This window comes from Photobacterium rosenbergii (assembly GCF_003026455.1).
GTDB classification, from domain to species: domain Bacteria; phylum Pseudomonadota; class Gammaproteobacteria; order Enterobacterales; family Vibrionaceae; genus Photobacterium; species Photobacterium rosenbergii.
This window is the reverse complement of record NZ_PYMB01000005.1, coordinates 200,326-222,722: the sequence shown is the minus strand read 5'-3', so window position 1 is coordinate 222,722 and position 22,397 is coordinate 200,326. Positions and strand designations below refer to the sequence as shown.

Sequence of the window (22,397 nt, the reverse complement as noted above, 5' to 3'; positions counted from 1 at the left end):
TAATAATGATTGAAAAGCGACCTTTTTGTGACATTAATCACGTCAAAAAGCTAAGGTTAATCGTTTAAACCATAACTGAGTGGTTAAACACATTAACCAAATTGCTGGATAGTGGTTAATCGATATATCTTCACCTCAACGAATTGATGAGGTGCAATCATGAGCTACTTGAACAACCAAAAAGCAAACTACGATAAATTCCCCCATATCGATGTGGCAGGTTTTGCCGGCCAGAGCTGGCAGGGCTGGGATAACCTGTTTGATGCGGTCGACAGCAAGATCCACGCTTTGGGCCAAGACAAAACCGTACTGGTTGTCGACTGTTACCCTGGCGTTAACCTAAACGATTTGGAACAGGCTCTGACAGCGGCATTCCCCCAGGCTTTGCTGTTGTGCTCTGAGCAGGCGAAATACCCGGAAGAGAAAATCTTCGCCATGATCGAGCGCCATATCACCGATGACAGGGTGTTCGGTGTGATTGCCCCTCACAAACTGGTTGAGTTCTTTGATGATGAGCAGGTTTATGCCCTCAAGCGCAATGTTCATGAGAGCCAATCGAAGCTGGTGGTGGTTTATGGCCCGGGTGCCTCGTTGATCCACGATGGCGATGTCCATGTCTATGCAGATCTGGCCCGTTGGGAAATCCAGCAGCGCTACCGCCGTGGCGAAATTGGCAACTGGGGTGTCGAGAACAATGACGAAGATGTCCTGCGCCGATACAAGCGTGCATTCTTCATCGAGTGGCGTGTCTTCGACCGCTACAAGACGCCGCTGTTAAAGCGTACTGATTTCCTGCTTGATACCAATGTAGCCGATACTCCGAAGCTGATCAGTGGTGATGCGTTCCGCGCCGGCCTTGAGCAGGCCACAAACCAACCTTTCCGTCTTGTGCCTTTCTTTGACCCAGGCGTATGGGGTGGCCAGTGGATGAAGGAAGTGTGCGACCTTGATCCGGACAAACCAAATTACGCGTGGTGTTTTGACTGTGTGCCGGAAGAGAACAGCCTTTATTTGATGGTGGATGGTATCCGCGTCGAAATCCCGTCACAGGATTTGGTGATGCTGCAGCCCCGTGCCCTGCTGGGTGAAGAGGTCCATGCCCGTTTCGGTGCTGAGTTCCCGATCCGCTTCGACTTCTTAGATACCATGCAAGGACAGAACCTCAGCTTGCAGGTCCACCCGCTGACCGAGTACATCCAGCAGGAATTTGGCATGCACTACACCCAGGACGAGAGCTACTACATGCTTGATGCCGGTGATGATGCAACGGTTTACCTCGGCGTGAAGAACGATGTCGACCCGGATGCGATGATGGCCGATCTACAGGCTGCGCAGCGCGGTGAAAAATCGTTTGATGACGAACGCTTTATCAATAAGTTCCCAGCCAAGAAACACGACCACTTCTTGATCCCGGCAGGGACAATCCACTGCTCCGGCAGCAATGCGATGGTACTGGAAATCAGTGCAACGCCGTATATCTTTACCTTTAAGCTGTGGGATTGGGATCGCCTGGGAATGGATGGTTTGCCACGCCCGGTTCACCTTGAGCATGGTAAGGAAGTGATCCAGTGGGACCGCGATACCGATTGGACTGAAGAGAACTTGGTCAACCGTGTTGATTTCATTGCCGAGGGCGATGGCTGGCGCGAAGAGCGAACCGGTTTGCATGAGCGAGAGTTTATCGAAACCCGCCGCCACTGGTTCAGCAAGGCTGTGACCCACTATACCGGCGGTAACGTCAATGTCCTCAACCTGATTGAAGGCCGTGAGGCGATTGTCGAGAGTCCGACCGGTGCCTTCGAACCTTATGTGGTGCACTACGCGGAAACCTTCGTCATTCCAGCATCGGTTGACGAGTTCGTTATCCGCCCGTACGGCGAAAGCGAAGGCCAGGAAATTGCCACCATCAAGGCTTACGTGCGCAACTAACCCTGAATTTATCTGTTCCTACAGTTAAGTGGCCCTGCTGGCAGGGCCGCTCATTACAACAAAAGAGAGTTTGCCATGATTACATCTCTTATTAATGAGAATTTGATGTGCCTCGATTTGAAGGTCACAAGCAAAGACGACGTGTTTGATACCTTATCCGAGTTCCTGTTACGCGAGGGAAAAATTAGCGACAAGGCCCAGTTTGTTGCTGATCTTCAAGCCCGTGAAGCCCAGGGCAGCACAGGGTTTGAAGACGGTATTGCGATCCCCCATGCCAAAAGTAAGGCGGTAGTTGAGCCTGCTGTTGCGATTGGTATCTGCCGCGAAGGCATTGATTACGGTTCGGAAGACGGTTTGCCATCCAAGCTGTTTTTCATGATTGCTTCCCCTGATGGCGGTGCTGACCACCATATCGAGGTATTGGCCGAGTTATCTAGCAAGTTGATCGAAGACGGGTTTGTCGATGCTTTGCTGGCAGCCAAAACCGCTAAGGAAGCGCTGGTTTTGCTGCTTGAAGAGAAACCGGCGGATGTTGCGCAAGAGTCAGCAGCTGAAGTTGCCAATAAAGGTTTTTTGATTGGTGTCACTGGTTGTCCTGCCGGGGTTGCCCATACCTACCTTGCCGCTGAATCATTGGAAAAAGCAGCAGCTGAGCTGGGTTATGAAATCAAGGTCGAAACCAATGGTTCGATAGGGGTCAAGAACAGCCCGAGTGCCGAAGAGATTGCCCGTGCCGATGCCATCATCGTGGCCTGTGACAAGCAGGTAGACATGAACCGGTTTGCCGGTAAAAAACTAATCAAGAGCGGTGTCAAAGAGCCGATCAAACGCGGTAAGCAGATGATTGAGAATGCGCTGCAGGCACCAGCTTACCAAGCCCAGGCGGGCGGTGAGGGTGATCAGGCCCCGGCGCAGAAAACCAAGGCGACCTCGGCGCTTTACACCTATCTGATGAACGGCGTGTCCTACATGATCCCGTTCGTGGTAACCGGTGGTTTGCTGATTGCCCTGTCCCTGGCGATTGGTGGTGTGCCAACCGAACAGGGCATGCAGATCCCCGAAGGCAGTTTCTGGCAGCCGGTATTGGATGTCGGTGTCGTAGCATTCACCCTGATGATCCCAATTCTGGCCGGCTACATTGCCTATGCCGTGGGTGACCGTCCTGCCTTGGCTCCGGGCCTCATTGGTGGCTGGATTGCCAACAACGGTTCGTTCTACGGTTCGGAAGTCGGGACTGGCTTTATTGGTGCCATTATTGCCGGCTTGCTGGTGGGTTATTTCATTCGCTGGGTCACCAGCTTGAATTACCCGAAAGTGATGCAGCCGCTGGTTCCAATTATCATTGCGCCATTATCCGGTACATTCTTCATCGCGGTGATTTTCATTACCCTTATCGGCGCGCCGGTGGCGGGGATGATCGACTCGATGAATGCAATGCTGGTGAACATGAGCGGTGGCAATATCATTATCCTTGGAATGATCCTCGGTGCCATGTCCGGTTTTGATATGGGTGGCCCGGTCAACAAGGTGGCCTTCCTGTTCGGTGTCGGCATGATTGCCAGCGGCCAGACCCAATTTATGGGCGCCTTGGCCTGTGCCTTCCCGGTTCCGCCGTTGGCGATGTGGATGTCTACTGTTATTGGCCGCAAGATGGGGCTGTTTGACCCGACCGAAATCGAAGCGGGTAAAGCCGCTGGGGCAATGGGCTTTGTTGGTATCGGTGAGGGGGCTATCCCGTTTGCCGTCCGTGACCCACTGACTGTTATCCCAGCCAATGTCATTGGTAGTATGGTGGCTTGTGTAATGGCGTTCCTGTTCGGCATTACCAACACCGTTGCCCACGGTGGCCCGATTGTGGCGCTGCTAGGTGCGATGAACAAGCCGGTTATCGCTGTAATGTGTATGATCGTCGGTGCTGTTGTAACTTGCTTGATTACGGTAACCCTGAAGAAATACCGTTTGGTAAAGTCACAAGCGGCTGAGCTTCAGGTAAGTTAATACCTACTATCAAATCAGCCAATACCCTTCATAGTATGCGGGAGCCTAGTGCTCCCGCTTTTACGTTTTAGGCTTTCTCTTGGAAAGTTACTTGGTACTCACCAATGCCGTCGTATTTGATGGTCGTTGGCTTATCAAACTCGACTTCAACAATACCGCAGTATGAACCGGTGATAATGGCTTCACCTGCCGCGAAATGCATGCCACGGCGGGTCATGTAGTTGATCAACCAGTACACTGGGTTTTGCGCAAGTGAGTTCGGGTGTTCGCCCGCGAACGTTTGTACTTGCTCACCTTGGCTCACGCTGATATCTATCTTGGCTGCTGCGAACGCTTTTTCACGATCGATTTCCGGGCCAATAAACATCCCTTGGTTGACCAGGCAGTCTGCCAGTTTCTCGAAGAACTCGGCGCCGCTGTCGTCGGCAAAGCGTGCCTGCATCAACTCCAGTGCCATATGACATGGGCCAATTGCATCATTGATTTGTGCTTCGCTGTAACCTTCAGGATTCGCAGGGAGATCCTTGTTCAGGACAAAGGCAATTTCCGGCTCGATGCGAACGACATTGTTGTCGGCGAAAAGTGCACAACTGTTACCTTGCAGATCGGCACCAGTTTGAATCGTGTCGGCAAAGATAGGTGCCACTACAAACTTGTCGTCTGAAAGTGGTAGTAGGCACTTCCACCCACCGACCTTGTCACTGTGCTGGTCAATCATTGCTGCATGGATCTCCAGCGCATCATCGACGTTGGCCGGACGCTGCTGCTCGTCAAGGCGTGCCGCTTTGGTGCCGGCTACGCGGCGGTTGAGCAGCTCGGTTGCTGCCAATGCAAAGTTCTTTTTGGTCATATTGTATTACCTTTGGGCTTAATCCCTCAATCATATCGGGATTTTCCGGGCTGGGGTAGTGAAATCAGCACGGCGAAGGTCAATAGGGGGTTGGCGGTCTTATCCTCCCACCGCTTGGCTGATGCCATCAAGCAGCAGCTTGAACCCGGAAATAAACAAGAACAAGTAACACAGGCGGTAAATCAAATCTTGGCTGACCCGGTGCAGCAGGTAGACACCGATACGGACCCCGATAGGTGCCAGCGGCATTAGCACTGCAGCGGTTATCAAGTTATCAATGCTCATTCCACCCAGATAGGTATATGCACCCAGCTTGAGGAAATTGATAATGGCAAAGAACCAGACGATAGTGCCGATAAGCTTGAGTTTATCCAGCTTCTGCGGAAGTAAGTAAATACTTACTGGCCCGCCGCCGGCATGGATAGCGGTACTGGTAAAGCCGCCCAGCCCACACCAGACACTGGCGCCAAAGCGGCCGCATTGGTGCTCGGTCGCGCTGCGTTTGAAGACATAGAGCATGACAAAGCCCACCGAAATAGCCCCGATTAGGATTTGCAGCCCGTACTCCGGCAGTTGTTTCAGGAACAGGGCTGCAATGACCACTCCGGCAACCCCACCCGGCAGCATCGCTTTGATTTGCTGCCAGTCGACATTACGGCGGTGGTGGCGCAGGGCAAAGATGTCCATCACGATCAAGATCGGCATCAGGATAGAGGCAGCCAAAGAAGGGGAAATTGCGAGTGCCATGAAGGGGACGACAACGTCGCCGACGGCACCGCCCAGGCCCCCTTTGCCGATACCGTAGACCAGGATGGCTGGCACGGCAACGAGGTAAAAAATTGGATCATCAATCAACATAGCGAATACTCAGGCAGTGGCCGGCATAGGCCGGCCACTATTTCGGGGAGGTTAGGCAATACGGACAGTTCGAAGCTCACCCTGGCGAAGGGTTGGCGTGACTTCGCCCTGGCTTTGCTCCAGCAGGTTAGTTAACTCGCGAGGCTGGTAACCATGAACCGTGTTGATTTGGCCTGCTTCGATTGCTTGCTCTTCGCAGTTATACATACGCAGCAGGTAACCATTGTTATCTTTCGCCTTGGTCAGGGTAGAGAACACCGCATCGGTTGCTTCTACTTCAAGTAGGCTGAAGTTAGCAGGTACTTGCTCACGAAGAGGGTTAGTGGCAAAGAAGCTGATGTTGTATTCACCGGCGCGGCATAGGTTCTGCTCGTGGTAGAACACCGTATCGGTCGCAAACTCAACGTACTGTTGGCGGACAAGGTTTGACTTGTAATCTGAGCCCGTCACGATACCAAGGTCAAACGTCAGGCGCTTCTGCAGTTGGCTATCTGGCGTCGCGGTGATCTTGTTCGGTGTACCAGAGGCACGACCTGGGCGGCGTGATAGATCCGGCAGACCAAAGTGGCCACATGCGCGAAATAGCGTGATGGCAATCTTGTCGAACTTCTCGCCAACGATCTGGTACTCCTTACAGCCTTGGGTAAAGATTGCGGTGTACTTGCCATCTTCTTTCAGTGCCACTGTGTTCAATAGCGGTTCAGTGGTTGTTGGCTCTTCCAACCAGCCATCTTGTTTCCAGGTTTTAAGCTCTGGCGGGTTCACTTCACGGGCGATTTCAGAGAACTGGGTCCCGGCGTAAGAGAACTCACTGGCGACCTGGGAATCGACTACCATGCGTAGGCGGTGGTTAAGGGCTTTGTTATCCACTTCAATGTGAACGCCAATAACATCAGAGGTATTGCATAGCGACAGAGACAGCTCATACGCAAGCTCGCTGCTTGTGATACGTGCCGCGCGCTCTTCCATGTTTGCCGGTACCAACCACTTGCCTTTGGCCGTCAGGGTCTGGGTCGCTGGCGTTTTCTCGATAGTGACCAGCGAGTTGTTGAGGTCAAGATCCAGTTCCCAATCATTCTCCATTGGGCTGTGGTCGTAGTTGTCACCGGCATCCGAATCATTGCTAAAGCGAATGGCATCGGTGTACGTTACCCCTGTCTTGCGGTTGACAATCGTTAGCTCACCACCTCTAAGGGTGATTTCGTAATCATCGTTTTCAATAACATTGGCGGTTTCGTTGATGGCCACGGTGACATCAGAACCTGCCTTTGAGTCATCAACTTCGATGGTTTTATAAGAGAAACCATTCATTTCAAGTGTCATTTCCACTTCGGTGACAAAGTAGTATTTCTCTTCATCATGCAGGTTTTCATCGCCGCGGATAACGCCGCCGTATGGACGGGTTTTGCCAACGATAGAGTATGGTAGCTCCTGACCATCATTGAGCAGCGCGAAGTGTTCATTCTTGGTGTAAATCTTGAAACGGTCGGTGAGTGTACGCTTCGTCGGTAGGGTATTTGCCACCACCATAGGCGTGCTGTTATCACCGTACTTGGACGATACCGCCAGCTTACGGGCGATGAAGGCTTGTGCGGTCAGCGCCAGATCATAGGCTTCTTTCAGACGAACATAGATACGTTCGTTGGTTTCGTCTGTGTTGGTGCAAACACTGTGGGTCTGGGCTCGGGAAAGCAGGTTCCAAACCTCTTTTAGCAGGCCGCGCTCGTATGGCAGGCCAACTTTGTCCGCCATCGCCATTAGCGGTTGGACGGTATAAGTCATCAGGCGCTCTACTTTGTCATGAATTTGCTTCACGTCGTAGCGAACCGAGTTGATGGACTTGTGGATACGCGAATATTGCGGGCATAGTAGCTCGCCTTTATATGTCGGCAGTGAGTCGCCGGCTTCTTCGCGTACCTTGGCAAAGAACTCGTCGTAAGTGGTTTCGACAAACTCGTACAGGTCAGACTCTTTGTTGTATTTGTCCAGCAGCTCGTAGAAGTTGGCAAATGCCGGAGTCTGATCTTCGCCCAATGGCAGCAGGAAGTTCTTGGTTGGCGCTTTGTGGGCCGCAAGCTCCAGTGAGGTCATGTCGTTGGTGGTGCACTCAGGGCGGATGTTACGTGTCAGCAAGTCACCTTCGAAGTAAGGGTCTACTGCCCAGTGGTAGCCGTCGATCAGCACGTTGGTCATGATCTTAGAGCCGTCGTTGCTTTCCCACCAGAATTCGGTTGGGACATTGTGCTTGTCACCCATGCCGCGGCGGATCGATAGGTTTTCGATATTCAGGCCGTTGAAGATTTTAGGGAAATCTGTCGGGTGGCCAAAGCTGTCCGGCAGGTATGATACGTAGGATGAGCCACCAAGCTGGTCGGCATATTCAATCCCGTAGATCAGGTTGTTGATCATCGATTCGCCTGAAACCGCAAATGTCTCGGCTTGGGTATGCCAAGGACCGATAAACAGTTTGCCTTCCTCAACCAGCTTGACGATGCGGCTGCGGTCTTCCGGGCAGACATCGAGGTAATCCTGGATAGCTGCAGTCTGGCCGTCGAACAGGAAATATTTCATCTCGCCGCGTTCCAGCATGGATAGGATTTCACGCACGTTGTAGGTCAGTTGGACCTGTGCCTCACGGTCTGTGAAGTACCATTCGTTGTCCCAGTGTGTTTGCATTACAACGTTAGCGATTTTTTTATCAGACATCTTATTTTTCCTCAGTAAAGCGGTGTCCGTCCCTTCCCGGCGGGAAGGGCGGGCTTATATTTGTTTGTTAATTGGGTTATTCGAATGCGAGTGGGTTCGCTACGTTTGATGTTTGGCTCCTGGCTTCGTCGACATAGTCTTCGAGCTGGATCTTGATGTTACTCACCGATGCGCCGTAGATGGCTTGGATATTGTTGCCACCGGCATCGACCACATCCAGTGCGCCGAGCTTTTGCCAGGTCTTCTTGCTCATATCGACCTTCGACTTGTCGTGGACCGACAGGCGCAGGCGGGTCATGCAGTTATCAATGGTGTCGATGTTATCGAGGCCGCCAAGGACATGAACCATGGCTTCGACACGTTTGTTGCTCTGGCTGGCCATGCGGGTAACGAAAGAGTCATTGGCTTCTTCGGCTTCGTCTTCTTTCTCGCGGCCCAGGATAGTGACGTCCATCTTGCGGATGATGAAGTTGAAGGTCACACCGTAGATAAGGAACCAAATCACTCCAGTACCGAACAGAATCACCAGTTCATACCAGCGGCCCAGGATAAAGCCGACTTGTACCAGGTAGTTGGTCAGCAGGTTCGGCAGGCCACGGAAGTACCAAGTCATCATCGCCGGGTCATCGAACATGTGCTTGAAGAAGTCCGGCATCATCGAAATGATTGACTGGAAGGCCACATTTACCCCGTACAGTACCGGTGAGGCGAATACGAACATGAACTCCAGTGGCTCTGAGAAGCCGGTGAAAACTACGGCCAGGGTCGTACTTAGGTAGATAGATTTGATTTTGGCGGTACGGCGCTCTTTCGGGATCGCAAGGTACATACCCAGTGCCGCGCCCGGTAGGGTGAACAAGCCATGGAAGTCTTGGTAGAACATCATCTTGTTCATCATCGGGTCGGCCAGGATAGCCTGGGCGTCCGAAATGCGGCCAAGGTTAAACAGCTGGACAATTTCATCAAGGCGCGCCGGACCAACCTGGTGCAGGCCGATGATGGTCATGTCTTTAAGCTCGGAGTAGAACTCGCCACCGATTGGGGTGTACTCCCAGACAGCGTTGGTCACATGGTGCAGGCCAATCGGGCGCAGTGCGGTTTCCAGGAAGGCTTTGGAGAAGGGCGCTGCATAATCACCGTTTTGTGCCGCCCAAATACTGAAGGCATCCAGACCGTCACCGACAATCGGCCACACGACCATCAGCACTGCCGCCATGATAAAGGCGTAGATAAAGGTGACGAACACGCAAAAACGTTGGCCGTTGAAAAAGTCCAGTGCCATCGGCAATTTGTCGAAAGTCTTGTATTTCTCCCAGATACGGGCCGACAGGATACCGACAATGATGGCACCGACAATACCGATACGGAAGGTTGGCATCCCCAGCACATCCTGGAAGATATTGACGTATTCCGGGTTGGCAATCGGTGATAACAAGTCCATTGGTGCCTGAATATCAGTAAAGCCTTTGATACTGCCGAAGTACCAGACACTCATCTCACCAATTAGTTTGTGTACCATCAGGAAGAACAGGCCGGCAATGATCACCGGTCCGGCTTGTTTGTTGCCGGTCAGTGACGAGGCGACACACAGGGCGAAGAAGAAAGGCAGGTTGGCAAGGATCACCCAGCCGCCGACATTGAGGTATTTGCCGACAAAGGCAAAAAGGTCACCGACATAAGGGATCCCGCCCAGCAGCATGGGACTCATGCCGATGGTTCCGAGCGATATCATGATGGCGGCAAACGGTAGGATGAAGGTCACGGCAAAGAGCATGGCCTTGGCAAACCGCTGTACCGAATCCAGATTTTTCAGGTTCATAGGGCACCGTTTCGTTGTTGTATTTGGTAGAGGTTCGATGTTGTTCTGGCGGGAGAGGCTTACCCGTTCCCAGCGTCGTTATCTGCGTCCTACCTTAAACCCATACAAAGAAAATGGCCTAACTGGTAAATCCGTTAAACCACTCAAAAACCACAACAATCCAGCGCTGTATCTGGGATTGTGTGAGGTTGTTCACGAGAAATCGGGGTTTTTTCTGGGATAAATGGTTTAGCGATAAATCAGGAGTTAACCATGGCTAAACCCACCATCCATGATGTCGCCAAACTCTGTGGGGTCAGTGCGACGACCGTGTCGCTGACCCTGCGGGGCAAGGGGCGGATATCAGAGCACACCCGGGAGCGGATTTTTTCTGCCATTGAAGAGCTGGGGTATGTGTACAACCAGTCGGCGGCGAATTTGAGCAGCAAGAAAAGCAACCTAGTCGGGCTGGTGCTTCATGACATCACCAACCCGATCTACAACCAGCTGACAGCGGGGATCAGCCATAAACTCGACAGCGACGGCTACCTGTTGTTCCTTGCCAACTGCGAGTCCGATGCCGACAAGCAGCAGCGCTTTATTGAGTCGCTGATGAGCCAGAACACCTCGGGGTTAGTGGTTTGCCCTGCCAAACGGCTGGATACCGACTACCTCCATGCCCTCAAGCGGCGTAATGTCCCTGTGGTGTTTGCGGTGCGATCGCCGGATCTCGATGAATATGACTTTGTCGGTATCGATAACTTCAAGGGGGCGCAGATAGCGACCGATTACCTGCTGGGACTCGGCCATAGCAAGATTGGGTTTGTCGGCAACCTTATCGGGTCGAAAACGGCATCACACCGGGTCAGTGGTTATATGGGCCGGTTGATGGAGCAGGGGCTTGAGCCTGACTACCAGTTGGTACGAAGCTGCGAGAACAACAGCCGGCAGCAAGGATATGTGGAGACGCTGCACCTGTTGAACGAGAGGCCGGATGTAACCGCCCTGGTCTGCTACACCGATACCATTGCCTACGGGGCAATGCGGGCATTGGCGGAAAGGGGATTGCGCGTCGGGGAAGATATAGCTGTGATCGGCTTTGATGACTTGCCCGAGTCTGCCGAGACCGTTCCCCCTCTCACCACCGTTTCGGCCTGTGCCAAGGAGCTTGGCAGGACCGCCGCGGAAGCCTTGCTATTGCGGATCAATGGCAGTGAAGAGCCCGCCAAGCAGATCATCCTCTCGCCTAGACTGACAATCCGGCAGTCATGTGGGGAACATCTACACCAAAGCCAAAAAAGTAACGCTATGGCGTAGCTGGAAAGGGGGAAGGCTGCGGCTATGAACTCTTCTCTTTATTGCCGTTTAATGTCGCTTTAGGATGCACCTATCAATGGCTAAGAGGTAAGTATGATGCAAAAAGATGCGGTTATCTTTGATATGGATGGAGTACTCATCGACTCTGAACCTTATTGGCGACAGGCTCAGGTGGACGTATTGGCGGGCTATGGCATGACTGCTACGTTTGACGATTGTATTCGCCTGACTATGGGGCGCCGATTAGATGACATAGCTAAGATTTGGTGTCAGCACTTTAATCTGAATATACCATCGGAAGAACTGCAGCTTAGTATCATGCAAGCCGTTGTTGCACTTATTCGCCAGCATGGAGAGCCTAAACGAGGGGTTGTTTCCTTGCTACAAACGCTGCAGGGCGCCGGGGTGAGAATTGCGTTAGCCACCTCATCAAGCATGCCGATAATTGATGCGGTGCTTAATAGCTTGAGTATTAGTCAGTATTTTTCGGTGGTGTGCAGTGCCGACAATGAAGAACATGGCAAGCCCCATCCATCCGTGTATCTGACAGCAGCTCAAAAATTGGATGTTGCTGCTAACCAGTGTGTGGTGATTGAAGACAGCGTGACAGGCATGATTGCTGGCTTAGCGGCGGGTATGACGACGTTTGCTGTACCGGACAATATTGATGATCCTCGTTTTGCCGTGGCGAGCGGTAGATTCTCTTCATTAGAGGAGCTTGAGCAGCACTTGATAAAAACGGGTGAGGTGAAGGGAGTGATGGTCCGCTAGCTTGCCAATTGGACCGGGCAAACACCGAAGACATACCGAGAGCGTGCTAGGGGCTAGCCAATGGACAAAAAAATAAGCCAGCAATTTTTGCTGGCTTATTTTTTGTAGGTTAATCACTTGTTCGGTGTTTGCTTACCTATTGGCTATCAGCATTTTGGCTGGTTTGGAAAGCAGCGAGCTCCTCCCGGTTAGGAGCGCCATCGGAGCCTGGCTTGCTGACCACAATGGCGGCGACCATGTTGCCAAGTTGGGTTGCGCTGCCTAGCGCCAAACCAGAGGCGAGGGCTGCAATGACCCCTGCACAATGGCTGTCACCAGCTGCAATCGTATCGGCAACATCGACCTGAAAAGCCGGTATGTAGACTGGGTCTAATTCCGGTTCGCAGACATGCGCCCCATCTTTGTCAAAACGGCAAATCACGGCAAGGTTGTGGTGCTTGGCAAAAGATTGTGCGTTGCTGACAGCGTCATCCGTTGAGGTTTGTACGCCTTGCAAAAGGGCCAACTCATCACGGTTGAGTGTCAGTACCGGGCGCTTGGCCAATAGCTTTTCGACAAATGCTGGATCAATATCAGCCAAACGAGGGCCAAAGTCGACAAACAATGTTTTATCGTCACTTAGACCCAGCAGCCACTGGCGCAATGGCTCGCTCTGTGGACTGACAAGTTCATACCCGGAGACATAGACGATGGCGTTATCTGGCGTCGGGATCTGGGCTAACAGTTCTTCACTCCAGAATTGCTCGCAACCGTCGACGGTAATAAAGGTCCTTTCCTTGTTGGGTTCGACCATAGCGATACACCACCCATTGTCATGGGTCGGGTGGCGCAGCATGACAGGCAGGCCCTCTTTATCCATTTCGGTTTCGACCAACTGCCCCCACGAACCATTGCCAACCGGGATTGCATTGATTGGTATTAGTGCCAACCGACTCAAGGCTCTGGCAACATTAAAGGCACAGCCGCCAATTTGCCTATCTTGCTCTTGGGCGACAACATCACCGCCGCTACTAGGTAGGCAATCAAGGCCAAGCATGACGTCGCCGAAGGCGGCACCGACCACGATGATCGGACGCTGTTGCGAAAGTGCTTGAATATCAATCATAGCGCTACCTTATGCGTTCTTCTTGAGGATGATGCGGTACAACACCATACTGACCAAGAAGGAGACGAACAAGCCAAGGCTGGAATCGGCAAAAATACCGACAGCAAACGGGCCGTCGATGAAACCGGTATTGGACACCATCAAGCCGGCCAGTGAACCTACCACCCAGCATGCCAGAGTCGGTTTATTGGTACCGGTATCGCCGAACAATTCCTCGTCGCTGTAGCCTGAGTGGCGATGCTTGGTGAAGAAGTCGGTCATGAAGATAGCTGCCCAAGCGGCTAGGAAAACGCCACAGAAAATCAGGAAGGAAATAAACGGTCCTAGGAAGTCACCGGAAACAAACAGCACGTACAGGGCGACACCTAGCACCAGAACTGCATCCAGAGCAACGGCAGTGCGCTGCTTGAGTTTGATCCCCATGCTTAGCAGGTTGAGGCTTGCAGAGTAGAGGCTCAGAACCGCAATGGTAACAATACCTGCAACGGCTGCGGCCAGATAAGGGACCGCCATCCATGATGGCAGCAGGCGACCAATGGCTGAAATTGGGTTTTCGTGTGACGCCAGATCCGGAATTTGGGCGGTCAGCAAGATACCTGTCAGCATCAGCATGATGAGCGGAAGTGCAGCGCCGCCAACCACGGAGTTGAAAATACCACGGTGGCTTGATGATGGGCTTTGGTCACGGCTGTAGTCTGCGCCGGCGATGGCCCAGCTGATCCCGGTACCTGCAGCGATGATAGAAACAGCTGGCAGGAAGCCGGTGATCCAACTACCGGAAGGTAGGGCCATGATGGTTTCCCAATCAGCTGTTGCCATCAGGTAGAGGACCACAAACAAGGTCATTGCCCCGAAAGTACGGGTGATCCACTTTTGCATCATCAATACCGTGTTCTGCCCCAGCATGCTTACCAGCACTGTCAGTCCACCAAAAAGGATCAAAGAAATAACGGTTGTCATGGTGGTTTCGGCAAAACCCAAGGCAGCAAACAGGGCAACCAGGGTTAGGGTACCGGTAATAATGTTGACCGCTTCCCAGCCCATGAGGTTGATCCAGCAAAATGAGGTAGGGGCAATGTTGCCTTTTTTACCAAAGCTAGAACGGGAAAGGGTCAGAGTCGTGGTACGGCCAATTTTACCCGCAATGCTGGACATGCCGACCAATGAAAATGAGGCAACACCAACAATAGCCGCCAACAGTGATTGGAAAAAAGAGAGGCCGAAAGACACGATAATTGCGCCATAGACCACGCCTAGGATACCGATGTTAGCGGCACACCAGACAAAGAACAGCTCAGCAGGCTTTTTGGTCTGCTGACTGGTTGGCACCTTGGCAATGCCAAGCTCTTCGATACTGGCATCTTGGCTGGGGGCGTTGCTTGGGGCTTGCCCGGTTAGTACATCTTTGTTACTCATGCTGCAGTCCTTAGTGTGAAGTCTTGATGGTTCCAATCGGTTTATTGGCCGTGGCGGAAAGTGGCCAGGGCGTTGGCATATGGCGCAAAATCAATCTGGTTAGCACTGTTAATCAATGCGATATGCTGTGGGGCGAAGGCATCGATACCATTGAGTGCGCCGCAAATGGCTGTCGCCATGGCGCCGATAGTGTCGGTGTCACCGCCTAAGTTAGCTGCAAGCTCGGCACAGCGCATCGGCTGGGTACCGGCCAGCTCGACAAGAGCGATAGCGCTAGGGATCGACTCGATGATATCCATTCCCGAGCCAACCATTTCATAAAGGTCATTGAGGGCTTGTTTAGGTTCATGTTGGCTTTCAACCACATACAGGGCGTACTTGATTCTTTTTCCGAGAAGTGGACTGAAAGTGGACTCATGCTGGCGCTGGGTATCGTTGGCAAGGCTAATGATTTCGTCTTTGATTAGGTGCCATGGCGCCCCTTCTATTGCCCTGCTGATCGCCCAACCCACGACGGCTGCGCCGGCAATGGCAACATCGGATTTGTGGGTCGGAAGGCACGAAAGACGGATGCCCTCGATAAACGCTTGTTTGTCGTCGGTTGGTAACAGGCAACCGACCGGGGAAACACGCATAGCGGAGCCATTGGTTACACCGTTGGCTTCAATATCTTCAACAGAGCGGCCTTGATCTATCGCTGTAAGTGCCGCTTTTGATGTCGGGCCAAGGATGTTTTTTTCAAAGGCATTAATTCTTTTTGCCCATATCATGATGTGCTTGGCAATCAACAGTGGCTCTAGTTTGCCGTTGGCCTCGATAACCGCGTCCATTAAGGCAACGCACTGGCTGGTATCATCGGTAAACTCACCAGCGCTGAACTCATTGGCGGCGATGTTTTCTTCAGGACCCGGCAGGAAGTCATCAATCCAGCCAAAATAGTCGACAACCTTATTTTTGGTCCACAGTTCAGACGGCATACCCATTGCGTCGCCGATAGCCTGACCGTATAGGCAGCCTAAAATGCGGTTTTCAGTCGATGCCATTGGTGGTTGACCTGTGTGGCTCATGGTGTTTTCTCCGGAATATCGCGGTAATGAATAGACTTTGCATAGTATGATAAGTCCACTTTAAGTCCAGTTGAATTCCTTTTGGTCACCAATGTGATTTAGGCCTCACACTTTGGTACTATCCTAATGATTTTAGTTATGTCAGCATTTTGATTTAGGCGGTATGGTTTGGAACAGCAACTTCTTGCGCAGATGAAAGAGGCATTGGATGCCAGCGTCTCAACCCCTTTGTATCTGCAGCTTCAACAGGCCATTGAAAAAGCGATAGCAGATAAATTGCTTACCCATGGCACTGCATTACCTTCCGAGCGTAAGATGTCCATGGCGCTTGGGGTTTCCCGGGTGACTGTCGTTAAGGCCTTGGCCTTGCTGCATGAGCAGGGCGTGGTAGTGAAAAAGCACGGAAAAGGGACCTTGGTGAATTTACCAGTCCATTACAATCTGTCCGGCGGAGGCTTTTCATCTCAGCTTCAGCGTAAAGGCGAGGTATCCAACCGTTGGTTGACCAGAGAGTTGGTGGCAGCCCCGTCGTCCATCGCCAGCGAATTAGACCTTGCTGAAGGGGCTATGATTTCGAAGATCAAGCGGGTCCGGTTGGTAGACGGAATGCCGGTCTCTATCGAAACCATGTATATCCCTGAGTGTTTCTTGCCCCGGCCTGATTTACTCGAGGGCTCATTGTATGCCCATTGGCGCGAGCAGGGGATTAAACCTTACGATCAGGATTATTCACTCAGCATTTATACCCCAAGCCCCGAAGAAGAAAGGATGCTGGAGATCCCGCCGGGCTCCCCACTGATGAAAATTATCCTCAAAAGCCAGGATAGCAAGGGCCGGGTGCTGGAATATGGCTCGGCCATCTGCCGCAGCGATTTCTATAACTTTGAATTCAAAGTCAGGGCTTAGTCTTAGTCCATATATTGCTTGGCATAATCGCTGAACCAATCTACGAATTGGCCAATCGTCCTGTCATTTTCTAGCTGGGTCGGGTAGTACAGGGTCAGTCCATAAAGCAGATTATTTTGTTGATATTGCTTCGGGACATTGCATGAAATAGCGCTCTGCGCTAAAGCTATTAGCAATGAAACCAGCAGTGGACAAAGGATAATGATGAAAGCACTGACCTATCATGCCGACGATGATCAATTTGTTATGGCAGAACTCCCTCAGCCCGAGGCAACAGGCTTTGATGTAGTGGTGAAAGTTTTCGCCGCCGGCTTGAACCCGGTCGATTCGAAGATACACCTTTGGCAGTCGGCCGCACCGGGCATGAACGACAATTGGGTTCCTGGGCTAGATGTCTCTGGGGAAATTGTTGCTGTTGGTGAGGAAGTTACCCAGTGGCAGGTTGGTGACAAGGTGCTCTATCATGGCGATATGTTCCGCCCGCATGGTGCGTTTGCCGAGTATGCGGTGCAAGATTGCCGTACTTTGGTTGCCCATCCCGAGGTCTCTGCCGAGGTAGCTGCTGCAAGCCCGTGTGCTGGTTGGACAGCGTACCGTGCCTTGGTCGATAAACTGCATGCCAAAGATCATGATGCTATTTTGATTTTGGGCGGGGCAGGAGGCGTGGGTGGTTTTGCCATCCAGCTCGCTAAATCCATGGGTATCGGCACGATTATCACTACCGCTTCACAGGCGAAGCACAACTATGTCCATTCTTTGGGGGCGACCCATATTATCGATTACCGCAGCCAAGACATTATCGAGCAGGTGATGGCCATCACTGAGGGGATTGGTGTACCTATAGCGTTGGACTGTGTCGGTGGCGACAACGATATCATTGCCGCTAGCTGCTTGGGCTATGAAGGGGAAATGGTCGAACTGGTGTCGACAGTACGTCCGGATGCTTACCCGGATGCCTTTATGAAAGGGTTGAGCTTTCACCAGCTGAGCCTGGGCTCTGGTCACCGCAATGGTGAAAAGGCACAGCGAGATTTAGTCCGGGCCGGTGAGGCATTCTCGACACTGCTGGAAGAAGGTGAGGTGCTGGTTCCCCAGCTGAAAGTCATCACACTTGATCAAGTCGGGGATGAGCTTAAAGCGATTCGCGAACAGCGCACACTGGGCAAAGTGGTCGTTAGGATGTAATTCCGATAAAGACAATTAGAAAATAAATAAGAAAAAGCAGCAATTTAGGCTGCTTTTTTTGATTTTATATTTAATGGGTAAATAAACAAGTTGCTTAATAACATTATTTTTCTTTGTTTTCTGGCGCTATCATAAATAATAAAGTTCCCACCAAAATTGAAACGTATGATGCCAAACTTAGCTATATACGCGGTAATCCACGGTGATACATTGAAGTTAAGCCAAATAAATAGAGATTAAGACATGCCGAAGAATAATAATTTTAGACAAAGAATAAAGACGACTATTTATATGTCTTCATGTCGGGATAATATTATGATGAAGGAATTAAAATCATCATATTCTGTAACCTCCATTAAGTATAAAGGGATGGAAGTTAAATTTACTGCCCAAGAAAAATAATCTTTGAGGAAAATGATGTGCATATTACCAACAACAACATTTCCATTACTGATTCAATGAAAGCATCCATTGTTTATCAATCGGGTAAGCTAATGAATAAGTTCCAGCTTGCTAATGACCTCAAGGTACATGTGGCTTTGGACCGAAAAACTAAAGAGATTACGGTTGAGGCTTCAAGCCCGGACTTCTTCAGTAAACAGAAAGGGATCAATTTCCAACTAGCCTGCAACCGTTGTTTCAAGGGATTGGCACACCAGGCTGAAAAACAGAAAACCCAACTTATAGCGGCGCGCCATCAGGTTGATTTTCCAATGGATGCTGGAGTTGAAATAAGTGAGGAAGAGCAAAAAAGTGATTTTAACTACGGGATGTTAGCCGCTGAGCATGTTGTTTACTAATACTATCAATGTATAAAGCCGGACTTGTAATAGCCGGCTTTATTACAAAGGTGATAAATATGACTGATAAAGAAATTAATCAACTTGCCGATGAAATAACAGGTAGCGTCTCTGTAAACACTAAGGTAACGATACCTGCTTTAACTGTCGGTGAGCTTAAAATATTACTCTGTGCTTTGAAAAAGAAAAAATAAAACACTAAACTCGAGAGTAATGATTTTTAACTATGGCATCCAGTAGCACCTCACTGTGTTTAAGTACAAAGTTCACTGGTGATGCTGTTTCGCCAAATAAAGGTGTTCCACCGCCTAGAATTACCGGGATAGTGGTTATAATCATTTCATCAATCAACCCCTCAGCCATAAAGCTCTGCACTGTTTTTCCGCCATCGATATACAGCTCGTTGAAGCCTTTGCTGTTGAGCTCGGTAAGAATGTTCTTTAGTTCGCCGTTGACCAAAAACGCCTTGTCTTTGTAGTCATTGGGAATTGTCTTTAGGCTGTTGCTGATGACAAATACCGGTTTGCTGTATGGCCATTCACAGTCAAAACCACATACCGTCTCGAAGGTATTACGCCCCATCACCAGTGCATCCACTCGGTCCATGAAATCAGCAAAACCAAAATCGTTACCCTCAGGGTTAGGGATACTGTGTAGCCAATCCAAATTACCGTTCTTATCGGCGATGTAGCCATCAAGACTGGTTGCGATGTAGACAATATTTGCCATGGTGAGCTCCTAACATGAGGTTGTAATTGGACTTGGCGTGGAAGGCCGTCAGGGTTTAAGTTATAATATTCTACAATGTAGAATAATGCGAAGTTTAAAGAGATCAGAGAATGACTGTCAAGGGTAAAAAACGGGGAAGGCCCGCAGCAGCGTCGGTGGCGCTGAGCAAAGAGCGGATCATTGAATGCGCTAACGCCTTGATGGCAAAAGAGGGAAAGATCCCCAGTATTCGTAAGTTGGCTGCCAGTCTTGACGTCGATCCTATGGCGATTTATTACTATTTCGCCAACAAGCAGGCTTTGCTGGAAGCAGTAACGGTTTCACTGGTTAAGAAGCTATACAGCCCAGTTCCCAATGGTAACTGGCAACAGGAGTTAGCCAAGCTGTGCCACAGTTACCTCAATCTTTTGGCGCAATACCCAGGATTGCTGGAGACTTTGCTCGGCATGACCTCCCACGGTCCGGCTGCGGTTTTCACTGAGCGTTTTGATTTGGCGACAGCTGGGCTGCCATTGGATGACGAGCTGCGAAACAATGCCTTGTCGATGTTGGCGGACTACCTTCACGGCTATGCCTTGGCGATGAGCTGCCAGGCTGGCGATGAACTCAAGGTCGATATGATGGCTGGACCTCTGGGCTTTTATATGCAGGCGCTGGAGCGGATGGTGAAATGATGGTGTTGTTGAAAGGATAACCACCTTGATCATGTTTCCGATGATTGAACAGAAAAGGCAGCCATATGGCTGCCTTGGTTGAAGAATTTTTTTTTGCTTTACCCTCTGGCTTAGCGCTGCTCAAGTGGGTAAGAACGGTAGCTCCACATACCATAGGTACGCAATGCATCGCGGTAGATGCCTAGCAGTTCGCCTTCAGATGGCACTTTGAGCCCTTCCAAAGGTTTGTCGGCAGCTGAAACGGTGTCGAACGTAATGTCTGTCGGACCTGTTTGCCAAGAAGCGATCTCGAACAGAGACTGACCTCGACGGACGTGGCTTGCCGAGCTGATGATTGTCGCGTGGTCGATATCATGGCGGGCTAAGGCGTAGCTACTGTAAAGCGCGTTCTCTACTGTGCTGCGGGCGTAGTTGTCTTCGATAATGCGGTCGCGGGCAATGCCTTTTTCAACCAGCCAGTCAGCCATCAGCTTGCCTTCGGTTTTGTGGTTACGAGGCACGCCACCGGTCAGCACAATCAACGAATCCGGTTGGGCCTTGGCCATTGCCAATGTCATTTCAAGGCGCTGGACCAGAATATCGTGCATGCTGCCGTCTGGGTTTAGGGCATAACCTAGGGTAACAATCGCCGTGTTGCCTTCGTAGGCTTTATCTTGTTTTTCTTTCAGTGGTGTTGCCACAATGCGGTTCACGGTATCGAAGATACGTTGGATGTCGGCGGCACGTCCGGCATTGAGTGTTTTGAGCGTGTTCATATGCTCAAGAGATGCCTCGGTGTTGCCTTTGAATTGTTGCCATACCGCAAGGTAGGCATGAGCATCGACATCCTGAGGTGCAACAGTCAGAACCTGTTCGAACAACTCAATCGCGCGATCAACGTTTTTGTTGTAGATCTGGGCATTAGCCGCGGAGATCAGCAAATCTGTACGGTAGGGTTCTAGCTGGTAGGCTTCAAGCAGGCGGTTGGTGACAACCTCCATGTTACTTGGCATTTTGGCGGTAAACCCAGCATGGGAAATACGGGCTGGAGATTTAAACGCGGTAACGGCATCGGCAAGCAGTTGGTCTACAACCTGACGCTTGGTAATAAACTGGCTGTATTCAGTAGTGGCTTGGACACTTTGCTGTGAGGTAGTATCAGCAGCCAGGATAGACGTCGAGGAAAGGCTTAATAGGCCGCTTAGGGCTAGGGCAATAAGGTTCTTTTTCATTGTTTTTGTTTAATATGTATCACAAGGTGGGCAGCAATATATTGCATTCCAGATATTAAAATTGTGATCCAGTAATAATTATGCTTTTTCCTATGCGCGTGAGATCACAAAGTGATGTCTTGCTTCCACAATTGTGTGATAAATCTTTTTTATACATTTCTTTTGTGAATGTATGAGAGTTTTCGTGCAAGTTCTGCGACAGCCTGATATATCTCATCTGCACATCCTGCATGGTTTCGTAAATCGACTTCTCTTTCTTCGAACTGGTCATTCTCTCGACAATGTAAATAGATTTCATTCAGAATACCGATATCATATTTATTCACAATATGGACTCGTTCTCGGATAAGGCGGGGAAACTGGTTAATGGTGATATCAATAAATTTATCATCGACTTCAAGCCACACATGGCTGAGAATTTCAGGGTAATCGGTTAAGTTATTCCGACACCATATCACCTTGGGGTTGTAGCCTTGCTCTCTTAAATACATTGCTAGCATGTTGTTGGCTAAATCACAGGAGCCATAAGGGAAGGCATTGAGTTCTTGCCAGCGGGGAAGATGGCAATAACGATGAGACTGCGTTTCAATAATAGTCACGAGTGCATTACGGAAAGTATGGATAGGGTATTGCATGGCACATCTCCTTGTTTTTACAGTACATCCCTGATTGTCACTGGATTAGTAATACCTTTTAGTATAGCCATGAATATAGGCTTTATTCCTACACGAATGAAATAATAACCAATATCCATATCACTGTTATAATAGATATTAACTATAAAGTATTAGTGGTAATTGTTATCACACTCATTTGTACAGATTTACTTATATTTCATCAATTCTAATAAAAGATAATATTCCCATGAGAAAGTGATACATCTCACCGAAGTTGTTGCTAACCATCAAATTTATTTATTTTTTTATTGTTCTTGAGAAATAAAAATAGCAGAACTTTGCTTACAATTTTTGTGGGTGAAGAAGTATGTTTGTTTAAGGAGATAGGTAAGCTTATTGATATCCAAACTTTAAGCTGTACTTTTTGAATTAAATAAAAACTGGCTTTTTATGAAAGTCA

At 50.2% G+C, this 22,397-nt stretch carries 19 protein-coding genes; 9 read left to right on the top strand and 10 right to left on the bottom strand.

The annotated features are described in order from the left end of the window. Positions 1-159: 159 nt before the first annotated feature. Both C9J01_RS14475 and C9J01_RS14470 read left to right on the top strand, forming a co-directional pair. Positions 160-1,929 carry a class I mannose-6-phosphate isomerase gene (locus C9J01_RS14475; RefSeq protein WP_107298859.1) on the top strand — a complete coding sequence of 590 codons (1,770 nt, stop codon included), beginning with the start codon at positions 160-162 and terminating at the stop codon, positions 1,927-1,929. 75 nt (positions 1,930-2,004) lie between these two features. Continuing rightward, positions 2,005-3,927: a PTS fructose transporter subunit IIABC gene (locus tag C9J01_RS14470; protein WP_107298858.1), complete on the top strand. Its 1,923-nt coding sequence runs from the start codon at positions 2,005-2,007 to the stop codon at positions 3,925-3,927. 67 nt (positions 3,928-3,994) lie between these two features. Here C9J01_RS14470 and C9J01_RS14465 read toward each other — a convergent pair whose 3' ends face one another. The 4 genes from C9J01_RS14465 to C9J01_RS14450 form a co-directional block, all read right to left on the bottom strand. After that, positions 3,995-4,777, bottom strand: coding sequence for a hydratase (locus C9J01_RS14465; RefSeq protein ID WP_107298857.1), 783 nt, complete (start codon positions 4,775-4,777; stop codon positions 3,995-3,997). Positions 4,778-4,876: 99 nt separating this feature from the next. After that, a complete protein-coding gene (locus C9J01_RS14460; RefSeq protein ID WP_107298883.1) occupies positions 4,877-5,632 on the bottom strand; it encodes a sulfite exporter TauE/SafE family protein in 756 nt (251 codons plus the stop codon). A 54-nt stretch (positions 5,633-5,686) separates the two neighbouring features. Beyond that, positions 5,687-8,341, bottom strand: coding sequence for a glycoside hydrolase family 38 N-terminal domain-containing protein (locus C9J01_RS14455; protein ID WP_107298856.1), 2,655 nt, complete (start codon positions 8,339-8,341; stop codon positions 5,687-5,689). Positions 8,342-8,417: 76 nt separating this feature from the next. Next, entirely contained in the window at positions 8,418-10,160 is a 1,743-nt protein-coding gene (locus tag C9J01_RS14450) for a PTS transporter subunit EIIC (protein WP_107298855.1), read from the bottom strand. Positions 10,161-10,412: 252 nt separating this feature from the next. Between C9J01_RS14450 and C9J01_RS14445 the strand changes: the two genes are divergently transcribed. Together C9J01_RS14445 and hxpB are read left to right on the top strand one after the other, a co-directional pair. After that, complete coding sequence (locus tag C9J01_RS14445) at positions 10,413-11,456, top strand: LacI family DNA-binding transcriptional regulator (protein WP_107298854.1); 1,044 nt, start codon at positions 10,413-10,415, stop codon at positions 11,454-11,456. 93 nt (positions 11,457-11,549) lie between these two features. Next, a complete protein-coding gene (hxpB, locus tag C9J01_RS14440) occupies positions 11,550-12,227 on the top strand; it encodes a hexitol phosphatase HxpB (RefSeq protein WP_237156975.1) in 678 nt (225 codons plus the stop codon). A 136-nt stretch (positions 12,228-12,363) separates the two neighbouring features. Here hxpB and C9J01_RS14435 read toward each other — a convergent pair whose 3' ends face one another. Genes C9J01_RS14435 through C9J01_RS14425 form a run of 3 tightly spaced genes read right to left on the bottom strand, consistent with a single transcriptional unit; the run spans position 12,364 to position 15,815 of the window. Continuing rightward, a complete protein-coding gene (locus C9J01_RS14435; RefSeq protein WP_201797829.1) occupies positions 12,364-13,332 on the bottom strand; it encodes a PfkB family carbohydrate kinase in 969 nt (322 codons plus the stop codon). 9 nt (positions 13,333-13,341) lie between these two features. Beyond that, a complete protein-coding gene (locus C9J01_RS14430; RefSeq protein WP_107298853.1) occupies positions 13,342-14,748 on the bottom strand; it encodes a purine-cytosine permease family protein in 1,407 nt (468 codons plus the stop codon). A gap of 41 nt (positions 14,749-14,789) precedes the next feature. Beyond that, positions 14,790-15,815: an ADP-ribosylglycohydrolase family protein gene (locus tag C9J01_RS14425; RefSeq protein WP_107298852.1), complete on the bottom strand. Its 1,026-nt coding sequence runs from the start codon at positions 15,813-15,815 to the stop codon at positions 14,790-14,792. Between the two features lie 168 nt (positions 15,816-15,983). On the opposite strand from C9J01_RS14425, the gene C9J01_RS14420 reads away from it, so the two are divergent. The 4 genes from C9J01_RS14420 (at position 15,984) to C9J01_RS29905 (ending at position 18,900) form a co-directional block, all read left to right on the top strand. After that, entirely contained in the window at positions 15,984-16,721 is a 738-nt protein-coding gene (locus tag C9J01_RS14420) for a GntR family transcriptional regulator (protein ID WP_107298851.1), read from the top strand. Positions 16,722-16,925: 204 nt separating this feature from the next. Next, positions 16,926-17,906, top strand: coding sequence for a zinc-binding dehydrogenase (locus tag C9J01_RS14415; protein WP_107298850.1), 981 nt, complete (start codon positions 16,926-16,928; stop codon positions 17,904-17,906). Between the two features lie 419 nt (positions 17,907-18,325). Continuing rightward, positions 18,326-18,706, top strand: coding sequence for an HPF/RaiA family ribosome-associated protein (locus tag C9J01_RS14410; protein ID WP_107298849.1), 381 nt, complete (start codon positions 18,326-18,328; stop codon positions 18,704-18,706). Positions 18,707-18,765: 59 nt separating this feature from the next. Then, positions 18,766-18,900, top strand: coding sequence for a CFAP20 family protein (locus C9J01_RS29905; RefSeq protein ID WP_237156974.1), 135 nt, complete (start codon positions 18,766-18,768; stop codon positions 18,898-18,900). A gap of 4 nt (positions 18,901-18,904) precedes the next feature. On the opposite strand, the gene C9J01_RS14405 is transcribed toward C9J01_RS29905, so the two are convergent. Then, entirely contained in the window at positions 18,905-19,435 is a 531-nt protein-coding gene (locus C9J01_RS14405) for a dihydrofolate reductase family protein (RefSeq protein WP_107298848.1), read from the bottom strand. A gap of 110 nt (positions 19,436-19,545) precedes the next feature. On the opposite strand from C9J01_RS14405, the gene C9J01_RS14400 reads away from it, so the two are divergent. Next, entirely contained in the window at positions 19,546-20,109 is a 564-nt protein-coding gene (locus C9J01_RS14400; protein WP_107298847.1) for a TetR/AcrR family transcriptional regulator, read from the top strand. Between the two features lie 110 nt (positions 20,110-20,219). Here the strand turns inward: C9J01_RS14400 and C9J01_RS14395 are convergent, their stop codons facing one another. Together C9J01_RS14395 and C9J01_RS14390 are read right to left on the bottom strand one after the other, a co-directional pair. Then, a complete protein-coding gene (locus C9J01_RS14395) occupies positions 20,220-21,320 on the bottom strand; it encodes a YdcF family protein (RefSeq protein ID WP_107298846.1) in 1,101 nt (366 codons plus the stop codon). A 149-nt stretch (positions 21,321-21,469) separates the two neighbouring features. Further along, the gene (locus tag C9J01_RS14390; RefSeq protein WP_201797828.1) at positions 21,470-21,955 is read right to left on the bottom strand and encodes a hypothetical protein; all 486 of its coding nucleotides are present in this window, start codon (positions 21,953-21,955) and stop codon (positions 21,470-21,472) included. Positions 21,956-22,397: the final 442 nt, after the last annotated feature.

Excerpts from the sequence above, each read along its gene's own strand:
- C9J01_RS14425 (WP_107298852.1), bottom strand. The coding sequence starts at position 15,815 with ATGAGCCACACAGGTCAACCACCAATGGCATCGACTGAAAACCGCATT.
- C9J01_RS14465 (WP_107298857.1), bottom strand. The coding sequence starts at position 4,777 with ATGACCAAAAAGAACTTTGCATTGGCAGCAACCGAGCTGCTCAACCGC.
- C9J01_RS14405 (WP_107298848.1), bottom strand. The coding sequence starts at position 19,435 with ATGGCAAATATTGTCTACATCGCAACCAGTCTTGATGGCTACATCGCC.
- C9J01_RS29905 (WP_237156974.1), top strand. The coding sequence starts at position 18,766 with ATGACTGATAAAGAAATTAATCAACTTGCCGATGAAATAACAGGTAGC.
- C9J01_RS14455 (WP_107298856.1), bottom strand. The coding sequence starts at position 8,341 with ATGTCTGATAAAAAAATCGCTAACGTTGTAATGCAAACACACTGGGAC.
- C9J01_RS14475 (WP_107298859.1), top strand. The coding sequence starts at position 160 with ATGAGCTACTTGAACAACCAAAAAGCAAACTACGATAAATTCCCCCAT.
- C9J01_RS14450 (WP_107298855.1), bottom strand. The coding sequence starts at position 10,160 with ATGAACCTGAAAAATCTGGATTCGGTACAGCGGTTTGCCAAGGCCATG.
- C9J01_RS14390 (WP_201797828.1), bottom strand. The coding sequence starts at position 21,955 with ATGCAATACCCTATCCATACTTTCCGTAATGCACTCGTGACTATTATT.
- C9J01_RS14395 (WP_107298846.1), bottom strand. The coding sequence starts at position 21,320 with ATGAAAAAGAACCTTATTGCCCTAGCCCTAAGCGGCCTATTAAGCCTT.
- C9J01_RS14445 (WP_107298854.1), top strand. The coding sequence starts at position 10,413 with ATGGCTAAACCCACCATCCATGATGTCGCCAAACTCTGTGGGGTCAGT.
- hxpB (WP_237156975.1), top strand. The coding sequence starts at position 11,550 with ATGATGCAAAAAGATGCGGTTATCTTTGATATGGATGGAGTACTCATC.
- C9J01_RS14415 (WP_107298850.1), top strand. The coding sequence starts at position 16,926 with ATGAAAGCACTGACCTATCATGCCGACGATGATCAATTTGTTATGGCA.
- C9J01_RS14400 (WP_107298847.1), top strand. The coding sequence starts at position 19,546 with ATGACTGTCAAGGGTAAAAAACGGGGAAGGCCCGCAGCAGCGTCGGTG.
- C9J01_RS14430 (WP_107298853.1), bottom strand. The coding sequence starts at position 14,748 with ATGAGTAACAAAGATGTACTAACCGGGCAAGCCCCAAGCAACGCCCCC.
- C9J01_RS14435 (WP_201797829.1), bottom strand. The coding sequence starts at position 13,332 with ATGATTGATATTCAAGCACTTTCGCAACAGCGTCCGATCATCGTGGTC.
- C9J01_RS14470 (WP_107298858.1), top strand. The coding sequence starts at position 2,005 with ATGATTACATCTCTTATTAATGAGAATTTGATGTGCCTCGATTTGAAG.